The organism is Aquimarina sp. RZ0, assembly GCF_008370685.1.
Lineage (GTDB): Bacteria > Bacteroidota > Bacteroidia > Flavobacteriales > Flavobacteriaceae > Aquimarina.
The window spans coordinates 25,845-43,134 of record NZ_VTZU01000061.1 but is presented as its reverse complement, the minus strand read 5'-3'; the positions used below and the strand labels follow the sequence as shown (position 1 = coordinate 43,134).

Sequence of the window (17,290 nt, the reverse complement as noted above, 5' to 3'; positions counted from 1 at the left end):
CTTCCCAGTCATAAACTGTTCTAGAGCTTTCTTTTCTAATTCTTGCTGTTCTGTCTTTGTCATCTTATCTGAATAATGTGTAAATTAAAAATTTAGTATTCAGACAAGGTTATATTTACACTCTCATCTTCAGCTTCTTTTTGTTTTTTTTCAATGCGTAATACTCCAGTAAAAGCAATCTTTTTTTACTTGAATAATACGTAAGTGAAATCTATTACTTTATAATTCATAACGAATACTAGATCAATCCTTACAAACAATAGTTTAGAGCTAAATTCTTAGCTTCTATTTTTCTATTTTTTTAATTTTGACTACTAAAATAGGTTTGCCTACAAAAATTAAAACCTGCAAAACTATTCACACTCAAATCTCTTAGTTATGAATACATTATACTCTTTTCGAACTTTCATCTTAGTGCTTTCATTAGGTATCTTTTTGACCGCTTGTACCAAGGAATCTACAGAAGATGAAAAAGAGGAAATCAATCAATCTTTACTCAAAGATTTTGTTGAAAAACAGCTTTCTTTTACCAATGACATATCTTTACTACTAGGTAACCAACAAGGATTTAATATTACCAGAGATGCATCTCCTCCTATTCATTATAGTTATGACTCTTTATTAGCTGAATTAGAAATGGCTAATATTGCAGATGCAGGATTAGTTGCTAAAACACTTTTTGTAATGCAAAATCGTGTAAATACATTTCTGGAAGAATTAAAAGCGTCTGATGATCAGATGACAGAAGATGCTATTAAAAGCACGATCTCTGACGAAATCACGAGACAAATGGTAGATAGAAGAAAATCGCTACAAAGCAAAGATTGTAATTTAGATCTTAGTGATTCTAAGTTTAACTGTGAAACAAATTACGCCATCACATTATTAGAAAACACTATTTCTAACTTTTTTGATAATGGGCCAGGTACTTTTATAGGTATCATTAAAACAGGATCCCTTTACGTAAGTTGTGGATCAGAAGCAATGGACACCTTCAGATCTTGTGTTGGTGATTAATTTGATAATTCAATTATTCCCTTAATAAGAAATCTATTATATACATAATATGTTTAGAGCTATCTTGATTATTTTTATTTCAAGATAGCTCTACTCTTTTTCGTTTTCAATTAAAAAATAGACTATCCATTATAATAACAACTCTTAGTTAGGCTATTAATGTAGAAGATAGAAGATAAAACCATCAATTCGAGTGCTACGGAATAAGGAGCAGTGTATTGAGATGCGATCAATACTACCCCCTGAAGTCTCGATACAATTTCTCTCCGCTATCGCTACGACAAACCACTACCAGACGTGTTGACTCCTTTTTATTATTCTGATGCCAAGTCTCATTGATTTCTTTGAGTATCGAGAATAGGTTTTTAAGCTCAAAAGCCTGTTTTGACATAAAATTCTTATCATAATTTCAATCAAACTGACGCATCATCAAATTCACATTACTTTAGTTCAAGTCGTTTTACATTTTTAGTATATTCTTCCCCTCTAATTTCTTCAAATACAGTCATCATTTCTGATAGCTTTTCTTTATGTGACTCACTTAAATCATTTGTCTGTCTCTGATCTTCCATTATGTTATACAACTGAAATTTTGAATCATTCCCTAATTCGATATTTACCTCTGTGTTGATTTTATTTCCATCATATGGTGGAATCATCACCCAATCACCCTTACGCAAGGCAGTTTTTAAGTTTGCTTCTACAATTAATGCTTCTCTTCCTTTCTTAGAATTCCCTAAAAAGACCTCCATTAATTCTTCACTGTCTTTGGTTCGTATATCACTCCCGGCAAATTTTGCCAACGATGATAACAAATCCATCTGGCAAACAAGTGCATCGCTGACTTGTGGCTTTATTTTCCCTTTCCAATAAGTAAAGAATGGTACTTTGGTACCTGCCTCAAACAAACTATATTTTCCTCCTCTTAAGTTTCCTGCCGGTTTATGATTTCCTATTTTTTCTACCGCATCGTCATAATAACCATCATTGAGTACAGGACCATTATCACTAGAAAAAACAATAAGCGTATTTTCTAAAATGCCTTCTTTTTCTAAGGTATCTATAAATTGCCCAATACACCAATCTGCTTCAAGAATCACATCGCCTCGCGGTCCCATGCCTGATTTCCCAACAAAACGTGGATGAGGAGTTCTGGGAACGTGCGGTTGCTGGAGAGCATAGTACAAAAAGAAAGGTTTTTCTTTATGAGTCACGACATATTCCTGAGCCTTCTTTAGGAAATTATCTGCCATATCTTCATCAATCCATTTCGCCTTTTCTCCACCTTTCATAAATCCAATTCTGGGAATCCCATTTACAATACTATTATTATGTCCGTGATGCCATTTTAATTTCAATAATTCAGGATTATCTATGCCAGTTGGTTCTCCATCAAAATTATGTGAATAGTCTATTTTAATAGGATCATTAGGATCCAGATTCACCACATTTCCGTTTTCGATATATACGGTAGGTACTCTGTCTTGGGTCGCTGCCATTATATATGCATAATCAAAGCCTACTTCATTAGGCCCCGGACTTACCTGAGTATTCCAATCTACTTTGCCTAAACCTAAGCCCAAATGCCATTTCCCTACAATCCCTGTATGGTATCCTTTTTCCTGAAGTATTTTGGGAATTGTCACTTGCGTTGTATCAATTATCAGGGGTGCTGTCCCTGGTAAAATCTTCGCATTCTTATTTCTCCAGGGATATGTTCCTGTAAGCAATGCATAACGACTGGGGGTACAGGTAGCCGAACTAGCATACCCATTGGTAAAACGTACACCATTATTAGCAAGCTTATCCATATTAGGCGTTTTCAACGCTGTTGCCCCGTTAAAACTAACATCTCCATACCCCAAATCATCCATATAAATCACGATAATATTGGGTTTGGTTTCTTTTTTGGTTGCGGATGCAGTAATCTCTGCTTCATTTTTAATTTTTTCTGAATCTTCTTTACAACTAACAAAAAATAATGCGAAGGCAAATACTAAGGTTATGGTAGTATTACATTTTAAATTATTGTTCATACTCATGTTTTAATAGAATTAAAAGATAAAACTATCATATTTTTAATCGTGCCCCTAATACATTTAGACATATATCTATAACAAAAGGTGTTATTTTCAGATTTGACTATTCATACTCAGAGTGCATTCGTCTGTAATAAAAAAGTTTTAATAATAATTAGTATCTTACAGCAACGATTCTCTTTTATGTTTTCATCAAATGAGTAAAAAAATAATTTGGATATTGATTTTCTTCTTGCAGCTGTTTATTTGTTGCTCTTCGGATACTGATGTTGATACGACTACTGAAGAAGAAATAAAAAAATTTTCATTTTTAGCCTTGGGAGACTCATATACTATTGGGCAAGGAGTAGAACAAAATAAAAGCTGGCCTTTTCAGCTAAGAGATTCTTTACAGAATACTACAAGAAAAATTCCACAACTCACGGTTATTGCAAAAACTGGTTGGACTACAAGTGATCTAATTCAGGCAATTGAACAGGAAGATCCAGAATCCCATGATCTTGTCTCCTTATTAATTGGAGTAAACAATCAATTCCAAAACCTTGAATTATCAGAATTTCAACAAGAATTCACATTATTACTAAATACAGCAGTATCTCTTGCCGGAAATAAGAATAAGGTGATTGTGATTTCTATTCCTGATTATGGCGTTACTCCTTTTGGTGGTGGATTGTTTGGCGATAGTGTTACCATCGCAAAAGAACTGAATGTATATAATGCGTATATAAGACAACAATGTCTGGAGCAAGATATTTCTTTTATCGATGTTACTACTATCTCCAGGGCATTCCAAAATGCTCCCATGGCATTAGCTCCTGATAATTTACACCCCAGTGGGTTTCAGTATAGTGAATGGGTAAAAAAAATTCTACCGGTTGCAGAAGAAATTCTAAAATAGTTTAACTTCAAAAACACATATTCAACATTAATAATTCTACTATCTTTTATACAAGCAGCTTATTTTCTGCCAAAATGAACCCTATATCATAACTTTGTTGGACACATTGATATTTATAAAAATATGCGCAAGTTTCGGATTTTATCACTATAAAATCAATGCTACTTTTGATTTATAAAATTTCGACAAACATGAGCGAGCAAGAATACATAAATTATAATCGGATAGCAGAGGCCATACAGTATATCCAACAGCATTTCACAACACAACCCACCCTTGAGGAAATTGCTAAAAAAGTACATGTAAGTCCTTATCATTTTCAACGACTTTTTACTAATTGGGCTGGTGTCAGTCCAAAAAAATTCTTGCAATATATAAGTGTTCAATACGCAAAGGAGATTTTACATACTACGCAATCTACCTTGTTTGAGGCTGCATACAAAACTGGGCTTTCTGGTACCGGGAGATTGCATGATTTGTTTGTCAAAATCGAAGGAATGACTCCTGGAGAATACAAAAACAAAGGACAAAACCTTACTATAAACTACAGTTATGCAGAAAGTTTATTTGGCAAAATATTAGTAGCATCTACTCATAAAGGAATCTGCTATATGGGATTTTCTGATGATAAAAATGATGTTTTTTCAGAATTAGAAAAGCGTTTTCCGAATGCAAATTTCAATATGCAAACGGATGAGATTCAAAAAAATGCTCTTTTAATTTACACACAGGATTGGAGCAATATACATGAAATAAAATTGCACTTAAAAGGTACTGATTTTCAGTTAAAAGTATGGGAAACACTTTTGAAAATTCCAATGGGAAATTTGGCGACCTATGGTAATATTGCTACTGAAATTCGAAAACCCAAAGCATCAAGAGCTGTTGGAACGGCAATTGGTAACAATCCGATTGCTTTTTTGATCCCATGTCATAGAGTTATTCAATCCACAGGAATATTTGGAGGATACATGTGGGGAACGACTCGCAAAACTGCTATTATTGGATGGGAAGCTTCCAGAATTAATACTCCAACATAAAAATGTACCGTCATGGAGGATCTTACAATCAAACTTACAAAAACCGACTGGCAATCTGTATCAGAATCCTTGAATGAAAGTGGTTTTGCAATTGTTCCAAAATTATTATGTGGCAGCCAATGTCTGGAACTTATAAATAATTATGATACCCAAAGTTTATATCGAAAAACTGTGAGCATGAAACGGCATCGATTTGGCTCTGGAGAATATAAATATTTTAAGTATCCACTTCCAAAAATCATTCAAACCTTACGAGAAACGACATACCCTTATCTTGCTCCAATTGCGAATCTATGGATGAAAACACTCAAAATTGATACATCATTTCCAAAAACATTTGAAGGCTTACAATCACTTTGTAATCAACACAATCAACTAAAACCAACACCTTTAATTCTAAAATATAAAAAAGATGGATTTAATGCATTACATCAAGATTTATATGGAGAAATCTATTTTCCATTACAAACTGTATTATTTTTAAACGAACCTGATAAGGAGTATACAGGTGGAGAATTTGTATTGATACAACAGACGCCAAGAGCACAATCCAAAGCTACAGTTTTAAGACCAAAGAAAGGAGATATGCTCATTTTTACAACCAATTTCAGACCGGTCAAAGGAACAAAAGGATATTATCGTGGAACTATAAAACACGGCGTTAGCAAACTAACTAGTGGTGAACGACATACCTTAGGAATTATATTTCACGAAGCAACCAGCTAATCCCATGATAAAACATATTGAAATAAAGGATACTGTTCTACATCAAAAAATAAAGCAGCAGGAGATCTTGTATGGCAGAAATCGTAAATTAAAGATATACGGAACGTTACATTGTAAATCCGGTAAAAGAATGAAAAAAGAAAATCGAGTGTTCTTCAATTCGGCTCAGCAGTCAAAAGCACAAGGATATCGCCCTTCTGGGCATTGTTTGAGAACAGCCTATAAAAAATGGAAAGACGGATATATTTGAGCGTAATTTCATTTCAAAATTTTTATAAATAAAGAATCCCCGAGGCAGAGCCATAGGGGTATTCAACGGAAGAAAGTTTTACAATTTAATGAAAACCATCCGTTTTCAAACTTTCCTCTAAAACCTCCGATGCAGAGCATCGGGGAATTCTATTGATTAAATTGGTATTGCTTATCAAAATTGATGTATGTTTTAGAATAAAAAACTATTCTTACATAATGAATGCTTTAAACCACTTCAATACTTGCTGTCTTAAGATAGGTTTTAATAAATTGCAGCACTTAGTCAGCTTTTTTTGCAATAAGACAGTTATAAGATTATAATATACTTTTCATGAAAGACGTTCTTCTCATCACACCACCATTTACTCAATTAAATACGCCTTATCCTGCTACAGCGTATCTTAAAGGGTTTTTGAATACAAAGACCTACAGTTCTTTTCAAATGGATTTGGGTATTGAAGTAATTTTAGCGCTTTTTTCAAAAAATGGGCTTACTACACTTTTTGAAGTTGCTTTTAGACAAAATAGAATGACAACATCCAATTCTCAAAGAATCTATGCATTGCGAGCAACATATCTGACAACAATAGATCCTATAATTAAATTTTTACAAGGAGAAAACCAAACCTTTGCCAGGCAAATCTGTAGTGATCAATTTCTACCCAAAGCCTCTCGATTTGAACAATTAGATGATATGGAATGGGCATTTGGATCGATGGGATTACAAGATAAAGCAAAGCATCTAGCCACACTCTATCTGGAAGATTTATCTGATTTTATCGTAGAATGCGTAGATGAAAACTTTGGTTTTAGCCGATATGCAGAGCGTCTGGGTAGAAGTGCTAATTCTTTTGATGAATTATACAACTACTTGAATACAAAACCTACCTATATAGATACTATTACCTTAAGAATTCTGGAAGATAGGTTACAGATAGAACAACCAAAATTAGTATGTATTTCTGTTCCCTTTCCCGGTAATTTGTATAGTGCTTTTAGATGTGCTCAATGGATTAAAAAGAAATATCCTACCGTCAAAACGGCTATGGGCGGAGGGTTTCCAAACACAGAGCTACGATCCATCACGGATATTCGTGTCTTTGATTTCTTTGATTACATCACTTTGGATGATGGAGAATTGCCAGTAGAACTATTAGTATCCAATATTGTCGCTCCTACTCCATCAAATCAGAATTACAAGACATATAAAAGAACTTTTTTTAGAGAAAATTCGGAGATAATCTATAGTAACTCTTCATCAAAAAAAGACTACAAACAAAGTGAAGTAGGCACTCCTGATTACACGGATTTGTTACTAGACCACTATATTTCTGTGATAGAAATTGCAAACCCTATGCATAGCTTATGGAGTGATGGCAGATGGAATAAATTAACGATGGCGCACGGTTGTTATTGGGGTAAATGCACATTTTGTGATATTTCTCTGGATTATATCAAAATTTATGAACCTGTTGCGGCAAAATTACTAGCAGACAGAGTGGAGCAAATGATCAAACAAACGGGAGAAAAGGGATTCCATTTTGTAGATGAGGCAGCCCCGCCAGCGCTGATGAGGGCTTTTGCTATAGAAATCATTAAAAGAAAAATATCTATAAGCTGGTGGACAAATATCAGGTTCGAAAAAAGCTTTACACTTGATCTTTGTATTCTTTTGAAAGCTTCGGGATGTATTGCTGTTTCCGGAGGATTAGAAGTTGCTTCTGATCGTTTGCTTGCATTGATCGATAAAGGTGTGACTGTAGCACAGGTAGCAAGGGTAACCAGAAATTTTACAGAAGCTGGTATTATGGTGCATTCCTATTTAATGTATGGATATCCTACCCAGACAATACAAGAGACAATAGATAGCCTGGAGATGGTACGACAACTATTTGAGCTTGGTATTATACAGTCAGGGTTCTGGCATCAATTTGCGCTTACCACTCACAGTCCAATTGGACTGAACCCTTCTGGGTATGGTATTATACCAGATTATAAGGATATTTCTTTTGCAAACAATGATGTAGAATTCAGAGATACAACAGGAATTGACCACAGTAAGTTTAGTTTTGGGCTAAAAAAATCTCTTTTTAATTATATGCATGGTATTTGTTTTGAACTCCCTTTACAAAACTGGTTTGATTTTAAAATTCCAAAAACTACTATTAAAAAAGACCTTATTATAAATTATCTCCAGACAGAAGCCGTGCTTTTACCTAAACCTAGTTCTAAGATTGTATGGCTAGGTACACAACCAATGATATCCGGCACTTCTCAATCAAAAAAAGGAACCAGCAGAACAATGGTTCATCTTACCTTTCATACGCCAGAAGAAAGCAATACTATAAAAATAGAAAAGAAAAAAGGGGAATGGTTACAACATACATTAGGAAAGCTATCAATTGCTCAAAATTCTACCGCACTTACTTTCGGTCAATTAAAATCGGATTTTGAGAATTCCTTTGATACTTTTGAAGTATTCTGGTACTCAAAACCAATAGATACACTTAGAGATCATGGTTTACTTGTTTTGTAATCAGACAATTTCGAATAATTTTCCTGGTAAGGGCCTGATAACACCTTTGAGTTCCATATTTAATAATAATGAAGCTACCTTAAATGTTGGTATTTCACATTGTAAAGCAATACTATCCAATAATTCTTTGCCATTTTTAGTAAGAAGATTATAGATTTTCTTTTCGTCTTCCTCTAATTCTACAAAGAGTTGTTTTTGCACTACTGGCTTTTGTGCATCTTCTACTTGCCAATTAAGCATATAGATCAGATCAGCTGCACTTGTGAGCATATGGGCTCTTTGCGTTTTTATAAGGGTATTACATCCTTTACTAAATGGATCTCCTGCCCTGCCGGGAACAGCAAATACTTCTCGATTATAAGAATTCGCAATTTCTGCCGTGACCAGTGACCCTCCTTTATCAGCACTTTCTACTACGATAGTGGCTTCACTAAGTCCTGCAATAATCCGGTTACGGCCCAGAAAATTCTTTCGATCAAAGGTATCTGTACTCCAAAAATCAGTGAAGAAACCGCCGTTTTCTTCGATCTCCGGCATGTATTTCTTGTGAACTTTTGGATATATCTGATTCAGCCCATGTGCAAGACACCCTATAGTTTGCAGGTTATGCTTTACTGCTGCACGCTGAGCGGTAATATCAATACCATATGCAAATCCGGAAACAATTACAGGATCTAATGGAACGAGCGTTTCAACAAGTTCTTCACAAAAGCGAACCCCATAACTAGTCACTTTTCTTGTTCCTACTACACTTATTATTTTTTTATGACTCAGATTAATATTTCCTCTACTGAACAAAAGAACAGGACTATCAATACAATATTTTAACTTTTCTGGATACTTAGTTTCATCATACCCCATATAGTTAATATGATTATCCTGGATAAAACTCAACTCATTTTCTGCAGCAATTCGATGCTCAGCATTATAAAGTCCTTTTATTTTTATGGTACCAATACCATCTATTTTTAGTAAGTTTTGCGGTTTTTCTTTTAATACTGCTTCTGCAGAGCCTATTTCTCTTATTAATTTTTTTATGGAGCTATCGCCAAGATTTGGTACCTTTTTTAGGGTAAGTAGTGCAATAAGTTTTTCAATAGTCATCTAATCAATTCTAAGTCAGCACAAGAAACGAAAAAAAACAAAACTGTTAATAAAATCAGAAGGTTTAGTTACAATCCCTTTCATTTTTTTTTACCTTTGAGGTATTCTAAATGAGAATGGTAAAACAGTTTAAGTGTCTTGTTTATTTAAGGCAAAATGTGAGAGTCAATAAAGTTTTTGACCTGTTGATAAACTATAAATAAAAGATTAGGAATTAAAAAAAGGAATGAATACTACTGCAAAATATATAAGTGATTTATTATATAGGTATGAATGTGTAATATTACCAGGGTTCGGAGCGTTTTTAACAAAACGTCAATCCGCTACTATTCAGGAATCAACACATGCTTTTTTTCCTCCTCAAAAACTAATTTCTTTTAATAGTCAATTGCAAAATAATGATGGATTACTTGCCAATTACTTGGCTTCTGTAGAAAATATATCCTATACGGATGCTGTTGCTAAGATTCAGCGATATGTCCTGTTCCTAAATAATAAAATGGCACAAGGCAAAAGGGTAGAATTAGACGGCATCGGTTCTTTTTTTACTTCTGTAGAAAATACATTGCAATTTGAACCCTCGCAAGAAGTTAATTATTTGACTGAAGCTTTTGGGTTAAGTTCTTTTATTTCTCCTTCTGTTATTCGGGAAGAGACAATTTTACGTGAGGACTATAAAGAACAGGTGGAAACTATTGAAAAAACTACTCCGATAGCTTTTACTCCCGAGAAACGTAAGGAAAGACCTTATCTGAAATATGCAGCAATAGCAGTAGTAGTTATTGGTATCACTGGTTTCTTAAGTGTTAATAGCATAAACAAAGCAAATAATAACTACAACACAACCATAGCTAACGAAGCTGATACCGAAATAGAAAATAAAATTCAGCAAGCTACTTTTGAGATCTCAAACCCGCTACCTGCAATCAATCTCAATATTGTAAAAACAAAGGAGGAGGATACTAATTTTACAGACAATAGTGCCCCCGAAAAATTTCATGTCGTCGCTGGTGCTTATCGAATAAAGGCAAATGCTAGTAAAAAAGTTAAAAAACTGATTGCTCAAGGTTTTGATGCACATCTTATTGGTCTTAACAAATATGGTTTACATCAGGTCGTTTATGATAGTTATGACAATCGCCTTGAGGCATTGCAAGCACTAAAGAGCATTAAAAAAGAACAAGATCGCCGTGCCTGGTTACTAATACAGGAATTTTAATTTTTCAAGCAAACTTGGTTGTCAATACTTTTTTTAATAATATTTCCTTGGGTTTATTATATAGTATCTTCAGCTTGTCATAAAAATCTAACAACAGTAACTAGTTCGTAAGAAATATACAGTACAGTTTTATATACCAGAATGGTGAAAATTTAGTCTACCTCAGTATCTTTACCAAAAAATTACTATGTTTATGGAAGCTAGATACCCCTCAGAATCTCAAACGATTCTTACAGACCTTGTACTTACCGGAGAAACGAATTCACTAAACAACCTTTTTGGAGGGGAACTTTTGGCTCGTATGGATAGAGCAGCAGGCATAGCTGCAGGGAGACATTCCAGACGCATTGTGGTCACAGCTTCTGTAAATCATGTAGCATTTAACAAAGCCATCCCTTTAGGAAGTGTCGTCACAGTAGAAGCAAAGGTATCCAGAGCGTTTACTTCATCTATGGAAGTTGCAATTGATGTTTGGATTGAAGACCGACAGAGCGGTGATAAAATGAAAGCAAATGAAGCTATATATACTTTTGTCGCCATGAATGAAAACGGAAATCCGGTTCCGGTGCCCCCTATTCAACCACAAACTGAATTAGAAAAAGAACGCTACGATGCTGCACTGCGTCGTAAACAGCTAAGCCTTGTACTTGCTGGTAAAATGAAACCAGATGATGCCACCGAATTGAAAGCATTGTTTATTTAATTTTTTCTCGATCATTGAGATTTAAAATTTACTGTTATAATTCAATAGATATCTATTATATCTAAAGGGTACAAAAAACATAAAACTATAAGTTCAGAATAATACTATTTATCCTTTTCTTTTAACCCATACATTTAATAACATACCCACTACTACTAATGTCATTCCGGCTATGGCCCAAAAGTCATAACTTTCATCAAACAAGAAAAATCCCAATACAAGTGCATAAGCCAACTCCATATATTTTATAGGGGCAACGGTATTGGTTTCTGCCAATTGGAAAGCGCGTGTTAAGAACACCTGACCTATTAAACCCAATATACCAATACTGCATACCCATATCCACTCTTGCCCCATTGGCATACGCCAGTATTTTATAAAAAATAAACTCCCTATGATAGAAAACACCATAAAATAATTGATAATAGTAAGAAAATGTTCTCTCGATCCTAAATATCGCACAATGGTAAAAACACCTCCTACCAGAAGTGAAGAGCCAATAATAAGAATAAAACTCAATGCATCAATCCTAAAATCGACACCTTTCATCACAAAAGCACCAACAATAGAGAGTAAAAGACTAAACCATTGCCAAGCTTTTACTTTTTCTTTTAAAAAGAAATAAGCCAAAATCACACTAAAGATAGGCGCTGTATATCGAAGTGCTACTGCTGACCCCAAAGGAATCCGTTGTATCACTATAAAGAATAATGCCAGAGACACAAAACTAAGCAGACCTCTGCAACTTAACCAGAATACATGGGCTCCAATAACAGGAATCTTCTTATACATCATGTATGGAAAAATAAATACAAAAGTTCCCAAAGCCCTAAAAAACACCACTTGTAATGGATGAAAATCAGTAAGATATTTTGCCAACAGATTCATCCAGGCAAACGCAAAGGCAGCAATAAGCATATAAACAATTCCCTTACCCACAAGAAAATCTTTTTGTTTCTTCAACGAAGGTACATAAATATCACTTACGAAAAAGGCAGGTTGTAACCTTTGATCAATGATTTCGCAGCAAGCCTACAAGCATTATACTTCTGAAAAGTTTTTTTGATTTCTAGACAATTCTTCTGGTATTAAATCCTCTATGAAAAATTAAATTCGACATATGCATTAGTTTTTGATAAGTAATACCATTTTAACATAGCAATCAAATCGGATAATTTTAATTATGTTTTTTGTTAGTAATTTCTTTTTTTAAGAGTATGTTTAAAAAGAATACAAATTGAAAATCAATAGTTTAAGGTTCTTAGGACACTTCAAATGATGAGAATATTGAGATATTTTAATTATTTGGAGTAAGCTCACGGTTCTTAAAATATTTGTTTTCAGGAAGTAAGGTTTTTAAACAAGCTCTAAGTTTAAGGTAGTAGGTCTTTGAATTTGTCAATATTTCTAAATGTCCTCATCCTTTTCTAATATTTAGATTTGCCCCCCTAAAAGCGGGATCTAAAACTCCCTGAAAAAGGGGAATCTTCGTAGTTAATTTTTATTGTTTATTTGCTTAAACTTTAAAAATTAGAAAACAAAAATTATGAGAAAACAAAAATTATTACATCTTAGTAAGTTGATTTGCAAATTACTACTGTTAGTTACCTCTTTCTTAAGTTGTGAAAAGGAAAACATCACTATGCCAGTATCCGAAATTAATTCGTCAGCAAATATTTTTTCACAAGAATTAGCATTTCCAAATAAAACTGGAGATCTAAAAGAAGTCCTTCTGAACAATCAAACTATCACTGTCGAAGAAATAAATGGAAATTATGTTTATCAAGGTGACATTTTAATTAATCCAAATACTGAAGGTGAAATTGAAGAAAAAAGTGTTGGCCGATCTTTAGATAAATGGAAATGGCCTAATCGAACTATATTTTTTACCATAGACAGGAATTTACCTAATCAATCCAGAGTTACGGATGCTATTGCTCATTGGGAACAAAAAACTGATTTTAGATTTGTAAGAAGAACTAATCAGCGGGACTTCATCCGTTTTAGAAATGGTAACGGATGTTCCTCAAACGTCGGGCGACAGGGAGGTGCCCAAAACATAACCCTTGCAAACGGCTGTTCTACAGGAGCCGCCATTCATGAAATTGGCCATGCAATTGGGTTATGGCACGAACAGAGTAGAGCTGATAGAGGTAGATTTATAAACATTAATTTTAATAATATTGAAAGAGGAAAAGCATTTAATTTTGAGACCTACGGTCAACAAAACACAGACGGAAATGAGTATACTGCTGCCTTGGATTTCGGAAGTATAATGATGTACGGACCATATGCTTTTTCTAAGAATGGACAACCAACTATTACAAGAAAAAACGGATCTACATATACCGTACAAAGAAATGCTTTATCTCAAAAAGATATAGACGGTATTGAAAGAAGATACGCCAATGTATCTTCCTGGTTAACAAATAATCGAAGAGGAGCTTCTAAAGGTCAAAAGATTATCGAAGGTAAGGTAAGAGGAATTAAAGTACGAGAACAATATGGCTATGGTGTTATTAATGCAGCTATCACCAGAGGCACCATTTCTTCTGCGTGGACAACAACCAATACTAGAGGACATATCAAATCTGTTTCTTTTAGCAACCCTAATGATTATGCTACCGGGATTGAGGTAAGAGAACAATATGGTTATGGAATTATCGATGTAAGACTTATTAGTCAAAACGGAAACAAAACTCCTTGGGCAACTAATAATACCAGAGCGACTAGAGTTCTAAGATACAATGCTCCTCATAGAAAATTTATTACTGGAATTGAGGCACAGGAACAAGGTGGATATGGAATCATTGATTTAAGAGTTTTTGTAAACAACTAGTTCAATAATCATTATCACAAATAACGTTTCTGATATTACAATCTAAATAAAGGCTGTCACTAATACGATTTGTGATTAAAAAATTCGTATAAATTCATTGAATTATTTTTTCTTTATGCAAGGCAAAAAAATCAAGCATAGCTATAGCTACGGTTTATTTTTTAAACGAAGTAGAAAGGAAAAAGAAACGATGAATATGCGAAATTTTTAGTTATAAATCGTATAACACTTAAAGTGCTTAGGACAGCCTTCTAATTTCATCAAATTCTCGAAAATAGTACCAATTAACTACTCCCTCGCAGAAAAATCAGAAAATACCCAAAAAGTATTAAATCAAAATATCATAAACATAAGATTTTTCCTTGTTACTTTGCGATAACAACTATTTTTGAATGACCAGTGTCACTCTATAAAGAAACTCTATTAATTTCTTTTGCTAACGGAGTAAATTTGGAGTTAAACTTTACCCTTAGAGTATGTTTAAAAAGAATACAAATTGAAAATCAATAGTTTGAGGTTCTGAGGACACTTCAAATGATGAGAATATCGAGATATTTTAATTATTTGAAGTAAGCTCGCGGTTCTTAAAATATTTGTTTTCAAGAAGTAAGGTTTTTAAACAAGCTCTTAGTCTGAATTTTAAGAAAAAAATTTGTATCGTCTATACAAAAAATAATAAAGACACTTACTGAAAACATATGGAAGCTATTATTACAGTTGTTGGTTTTTTGGGAGCAGGAAAAACAACCTTATTAAAACACTTGATGATCGACTATATTGATAAAGGTTGGAAACCTTTTATTATTCTCAATGATTATGAAAATGCAAATCTTGATGCCCAACAATTTATCGAGCAAATAGAGCCTAAACAAATCAAGGCACTTAGTGGCAGTTGTATTTGTTGTAGTGGTATAAATGAACTTAGAGATTTTGTCAATAGAGTTCCTAAGCGAACTAAGGGAATTACGCTTATTGAAGCTAACGGTACTTCTGATGCTTGTTCACTTATGAGCTTTCTTGGAGTTGGTCTCAATGATCGATTTCTGCCTCCTATTCAAATATCAGTCGTTGATGTAAAAAATTGGCAAAAAAGAGGAGAGCATAATGAACTTGAAGCAAATCAGATTCAGGTATCTTCTTTGATTGTATTAACGCATATTGAAGATATGCCATCAGACAGGGTAACCTTCGTAATTGAGGAACTATATAAACTCAACCCATTAGCAGAAATTATAAACATGGACGAGATTGATGTTTCTCTTATCCCTAAACTTTCTCCATCCAAAAACAATGCTCAACAATTTGAGCACCTCAAAACTCATTGGTCTTCTTGCTCTTCTGATCTACCAAACTTGCCAAATTCGAATTGCATTTATGATATTTGTGATGCACTTCCAAAGGGGATCCTTCGTGTAAAAGGCTGTACTCAAATTGGAAATGAAGAGGCGTATACCTATTTTGAGCGAACACCAAATGGCGAAGTATTTGTCAGACCATTTAGGGGAATACCAATAACCGGATCAAAATTGCTAACTATTGGCCCTGGAAGTGAACCTGAACTACTTGAAAAAGCAATCAAAATGTGCGTATTACAATAGAATCAAGGCGCCAAAAAATGAATTTAAAACACTGTATCTGAGTAAGGAAAGGGGAGCTTCACCCCTAAACCTCTAATAGAACCGTTCATAAACCTCTTGTCTCATATAGCTCTTATTATATATTATGTCGTCGATAGCTAGGTTAATTAGTTTATATTTTTTAAGAATGCTACATCTTTTTCGACTGATACTCTTTTTCTTCTTTTAGTAAATCTGTTACACACAATACTACTTCTACATTACTACCAACCACATTGATACTTAAAAGTCTTACGTAAACACATCTCAAATAATAGCAGACTACTGTAAACAAGTGTACCGATAGTACTTTTAGATGAATAGTAACAGGGATAGGAATTCCATCTAATAGATTATTTATCCGGGTAAAAAAGAAGTTTTTATCTTTCTTGATCGTAAATCGCAGATGTTATTTGCCAACGTAGGTTGTGACATTAATTGCATCTTACGAAATCACAAATTTATAAGCTAAAATACAAGTAAAACTAAAAACAAGCTTGCGATAATACAACAGTATTTATACGGATATTTTACCTGTACAAAAAACAGTTAAATCCCCCTATATATTTAAAAACTAATCATATAAATTTACATCATAATTAATTTAGCCTCATAGAACATAGAGGATAAACAAAATAAATTTCCCCAAGTTTTAATAGTGTTCAGTTTAAAGGAATCAAATATATTTTGTCACAAATATATTTAATTCTAGTATCAGAAATATCTGGTAATAATAATCAGGCCAATTTTCCCTTCCCCACTTGATTATAGCAGGAAATCAATTCATAAATCATAATACCAAATTACAATGCTTGATGAATTACTAAAAACAGAGACCACCATCATTGACAGAATGCCACATAAAAAACCATTCTTGTTCATTGATCAGATTACTCAACTTACAGAGGAGCGAATCGAAGGAAGCTATTTCCTGGATCAAAATTTAGACTTTTATAAAGGTCATTATCCCGAATATCCAATCACTCCCGGAGTGATTTTGACAGAAATTATGGCTCAGATAGGATTGGTAGCCCTTGGAATTCACTTATTAGACAAAAAAAGTGCTTTTTCATCTCCTGATATGAGTCAAAAAGTTCCTGTGTTGTCTACTACAGATATTAAGTTTAGAAAAATCGTAACCCCAGATCAACGTGTATATGTTGTTTCAGAAAAAAAGTTGTTTAAGCATAACAAATTAATATGTAAAACAAAACTATTAAATATCAATAATGAAATACTCGCAGAAGGAATATTATCGGGTTTTATTTTAGAAAAAACCAATAGACAATAAATAGAAAAAG

General features: G+C 33.7%; 14 protein-coding genes. 11 read left to right on the top strand and 3 right to left on the bottom strand.

Annotated features, from left to right (window positions below; all coding sequences use genetic code 11):
* Nucleotides 1-378 precede the first annotated feature (378 nt).
* The gene (locus F0000_RS20320) at nt 379-1,017 is read left to right on the top strand and encodes a hypothetical protein (protein ID WP_149626560.1); all 639 of its coding nucleotides are present in this window, start codon (nt 379-381) and stop codon (nt 1,015-1,017) included.
* Nucleotides 1,018-1,457: 440 nt separating this feature from the next.
* On the opposite strand, the gene F0000_RS20315 is transcribed toward F0000_RS20320, so the two are convergent.
* Nucleotides 1,458-3,053 (bottom strand): arylsulfatase, encoded by a 1,596-nt coding sequence (locus tag F0000_RS20315; RefSeq protein WP_149626559.1) that lies wholly within the window; start codon nt 3,051-3,053, stop codon nt 1,458-1,460.
* Nucleotides 3,054-3,252: 199 nt separating this feature from the next.
* Between F0000_RS20315 and F0000_RS20310 the strand changes: the two genes are divergently transcribed.
* From F0000_RS20310 to F0000_RS20290, 5 genes are all read left to right on the top strand, one after another.
* Nucleotides 3,253-3,954 (top strand): SGNH/GDSL hydrolase family protein, encoded by a 702-nt coding sequence (locus F0000_RS20310; RefSeq protein WP_149626558.1) that lies wholly within the window; start codon nt 3,253-3,255, stop codon nt 3,952-3,954.
* Nucleotides 3,955-4,145: 191 nt separating this feature from the next.
* Nucleotides 4,146-4,994 carry a methylated-DNA--[protein]-cysteine S-methyltransferase gene (locus tag F0000_RS20305; RefSeq protein WP_149626557.1) on the top strand — a complete coding sequence of 283 codons (849 nt, stop codon included), beginning with the start codon at nt 4,146-4,148 and terminating at the stop codon, nt 4,992-4,994.
* A gap of 12 nt (nt 4,995-5,006) precedes the next feature.
* On the top strand, nt 5,007-5,720 hold the full coding sequence (locus F0000_RS20300) for a 2OG-Fe(II) oxygenase (RefSeq protein WP_149626556.1): 714 nt from the start codon (nt 5,007-5,009) through the stop codon (nt 5,718-5,720).
* A 4-nt stretch (nt 5,721-5,724) separates the two neighbouring features.
* Nucleotides 5,725-5,970, top strand: a complete 246-nt coding sequence (locus F0000_RS20295; RefSeq protein ID WP_149626555.1) for an Ada metal-binding domain-containing protein — start codon at nt 5,725-5,727, stop codon at nt 5,968-5,970.
* Between the two features lie 333 nt (nt 5,971-6,303).
* Entirely contained in the window at nt 6,304-8,508 is a 2,205-nt protein-coding gene (locus F0000_RS20290) for a radical SAM protein (protein WP_149626554.1), read from the top strand.
* On the opposite strand, the gene dprA is transcribed toward F0000_RS20290, so the two are convergent.
* Nucleotides 8,509-9,612, bottom strand: a complete 1,104-nt coding sequence (gene dprA, locus F0000_RS20285; RefSeq protein WP_149626553.1) for a DNA-processing protein DprA — start codon at nt 9,610-9,612, stop codon at nt 8,509-8,511.
* Nucleotides 9,613-9,838: 226 nt separating this feature from the next.
* Between dprA and F0000_RS20280 the strand changes: the two genes are divergently transcribed.
* Both F0000_RS20280 and F0000_RS20275 read left to right on the top strand, forming a co-directional pair.
* Complete coding sequence (locus F0000_RS20280; RefSeq protein ID WP_149626552.1) at nt 9,839-10,831, top strand: SPOR domain-containing protein; 993 nt, start codon at nt 9,839-9,841, stop codon at nt 10,829-10,831.
* A 193-nt stretch (nt 10,832-11,024) separates the two neighbouring features.
* Entirely contained in the window at nt 11,025-11,534 is a 510-nt protein-coding gene (locus tag F0000_RS20275; RefSeq protein WP_149626551.1) for an acyl-CoA thioesterase, read from the top strand.
* 108 nt (nt 11,535-11,642) lie between these two features.
* On the opposite strand, the gene F0000_RS20270 is transcribed toward F0000_RS20275, so the two are convergent.
* Entirely contained in the window at nt 11,643-12,473 is an 831-nt protein-coding gene (locus tag F0000_RS20270; RefSeq protein WP_255452821.1) for a DMT family transporter, read from the bottom strand.
* A gap of 607 nt (nt 12,474-13,080) precedes the next feature.
* Here F0000_RS20270 and F0000_RS20265 point away from each other — a divergent pair.
* From F0000_RS20265 to F0000_RS20255, 3 genes are all read left to right on the top strand, one after another.
* Entirely contained in the window at nt 13,081-14,373 is a 1,293-nt protein-coding gene (locus tag F0000_RS20265; protein ID WP_223148927.1) for a M12 family metallopeptidase, read from the top strand.
* 698 nt (nt 14,374-15,071) lie between these two features.
* Entirely contained in the window at nt 15,072-15,971 is a 900-nt protein-coding gene (locus F0000_RS20260; RefSeq protein WP_149626550.1) for a GTP-binding protein, read from the top strand.
* Nucleotides 15,972-16,797: 826 nt separating this feature from the next.
* On the top strand, nt 16,798-17,280 hold the full coding sequence (locus tag F0000_RS20255) for a 3-hydroxyacyl-ACP dehydratase FabZ family protein (protein WP_149626549.1): 483 nt from the start codon (nt 16,798-16,800) through the stop codon (nt 17,278-17,280).
* Nucleotides 17,281-17,290 lie beyond the last annotated feature (10 nt).

What these genes read in the sequence shown, in the direction of transcription:
- F0000_RS20260 (WP_149626550.1), top strand. Translation starts at nt 15,072, where the DNA reads ATGGAAGCTATTATTACAGTTGTTGGTTTTTTGGGAGCAGGAAAAACA.
- dprA (WP_149626553.1), bottom strand. Translation starts at nt 9,612, where the DNA reads ATGACTATTGAAAAACTTATTGCACTACTTACCCTAAAAAAGGTACCA.
- F0000_RS20255 (WP_149626549.1), top strand. Translation starts at nt 16,798, where the DNA reads ATGCTTGATGAATTACTAAAAACAGAGACCACCATCATTGACAGAATG.
- F0000_RS20305 (WP_149626557.1), top strand. Translation starts at nt 4,146, where the DNA reads ATGAGCGAGCAAGAATACATAAATTATAATCGGATAGCAGAGGCCATA.
- F0000_RS20300 (WP_149626556.1), top strand. Translation starts at nt 5,007, where the DNA reads ATGGAGGATCTTACAATCAAACTTACAAAAACCGACTGGCAATCTGTA.
- F0000_RS20315 (WP_149626559.1), bottom strand. Translation starts at nt 3,053, where the DNA reads ATGAACAATAATTTAAAATGTAATACTACCATAACCTTAGTATTTGCC.
- F0000_RS20310 (WP_149626558.1), top strand. Translation starts at nt 3,253, where the DNA reads ATGAGTAAAAAAATAATTTGGATATTGATTTTCTTCTTGCAGCTGTTT.
- F0000_RS20320 (WP_149626560.1), top strand. Translation starts at nt 379, where the DNA reads ATGAATACATTATACTCTTTTCGAACTTTCATCTTAGTGCTTTCATTA.
- F0000_RS20265 (WP_223148927.1), top strand. Translation starts at nt 13,081, where the DNA reads ATGAGAAAACAAAAATTATTACATCTTAGTAAGTTGATTTGCAAATTA.
- F0000_RS20295 (WP_149626555.1), top strand. Translation starts at nt 5,725, where the DNA reads ATGATAAAACATATTGAAATAAAGGATACTGTTCTACATCAAAAAATA.
- F0000_RS20280 (WP_149626552.1), top strand. Translation starts at nt 9,839, where the DNA reads ATGAATACTACTGCAAAATATATAAGTGATTTATTATATAGGTATGAA.
- F0000_RS20290 (WP_149626554.1), top strand. Translation starts at nt 6,304, where the DNA reads ATGAAAGACGTTCTTCTCATCACACCACCATTTACTCAATTAAATACG.
- F0000_RS20275 (WP_149626551.1), top strand. Translation starts at nt 11,025, where the DNA reads ATGGAAGCTAGATACCCCTCAGAATCTCAAACGATTCTTACAGACCTT.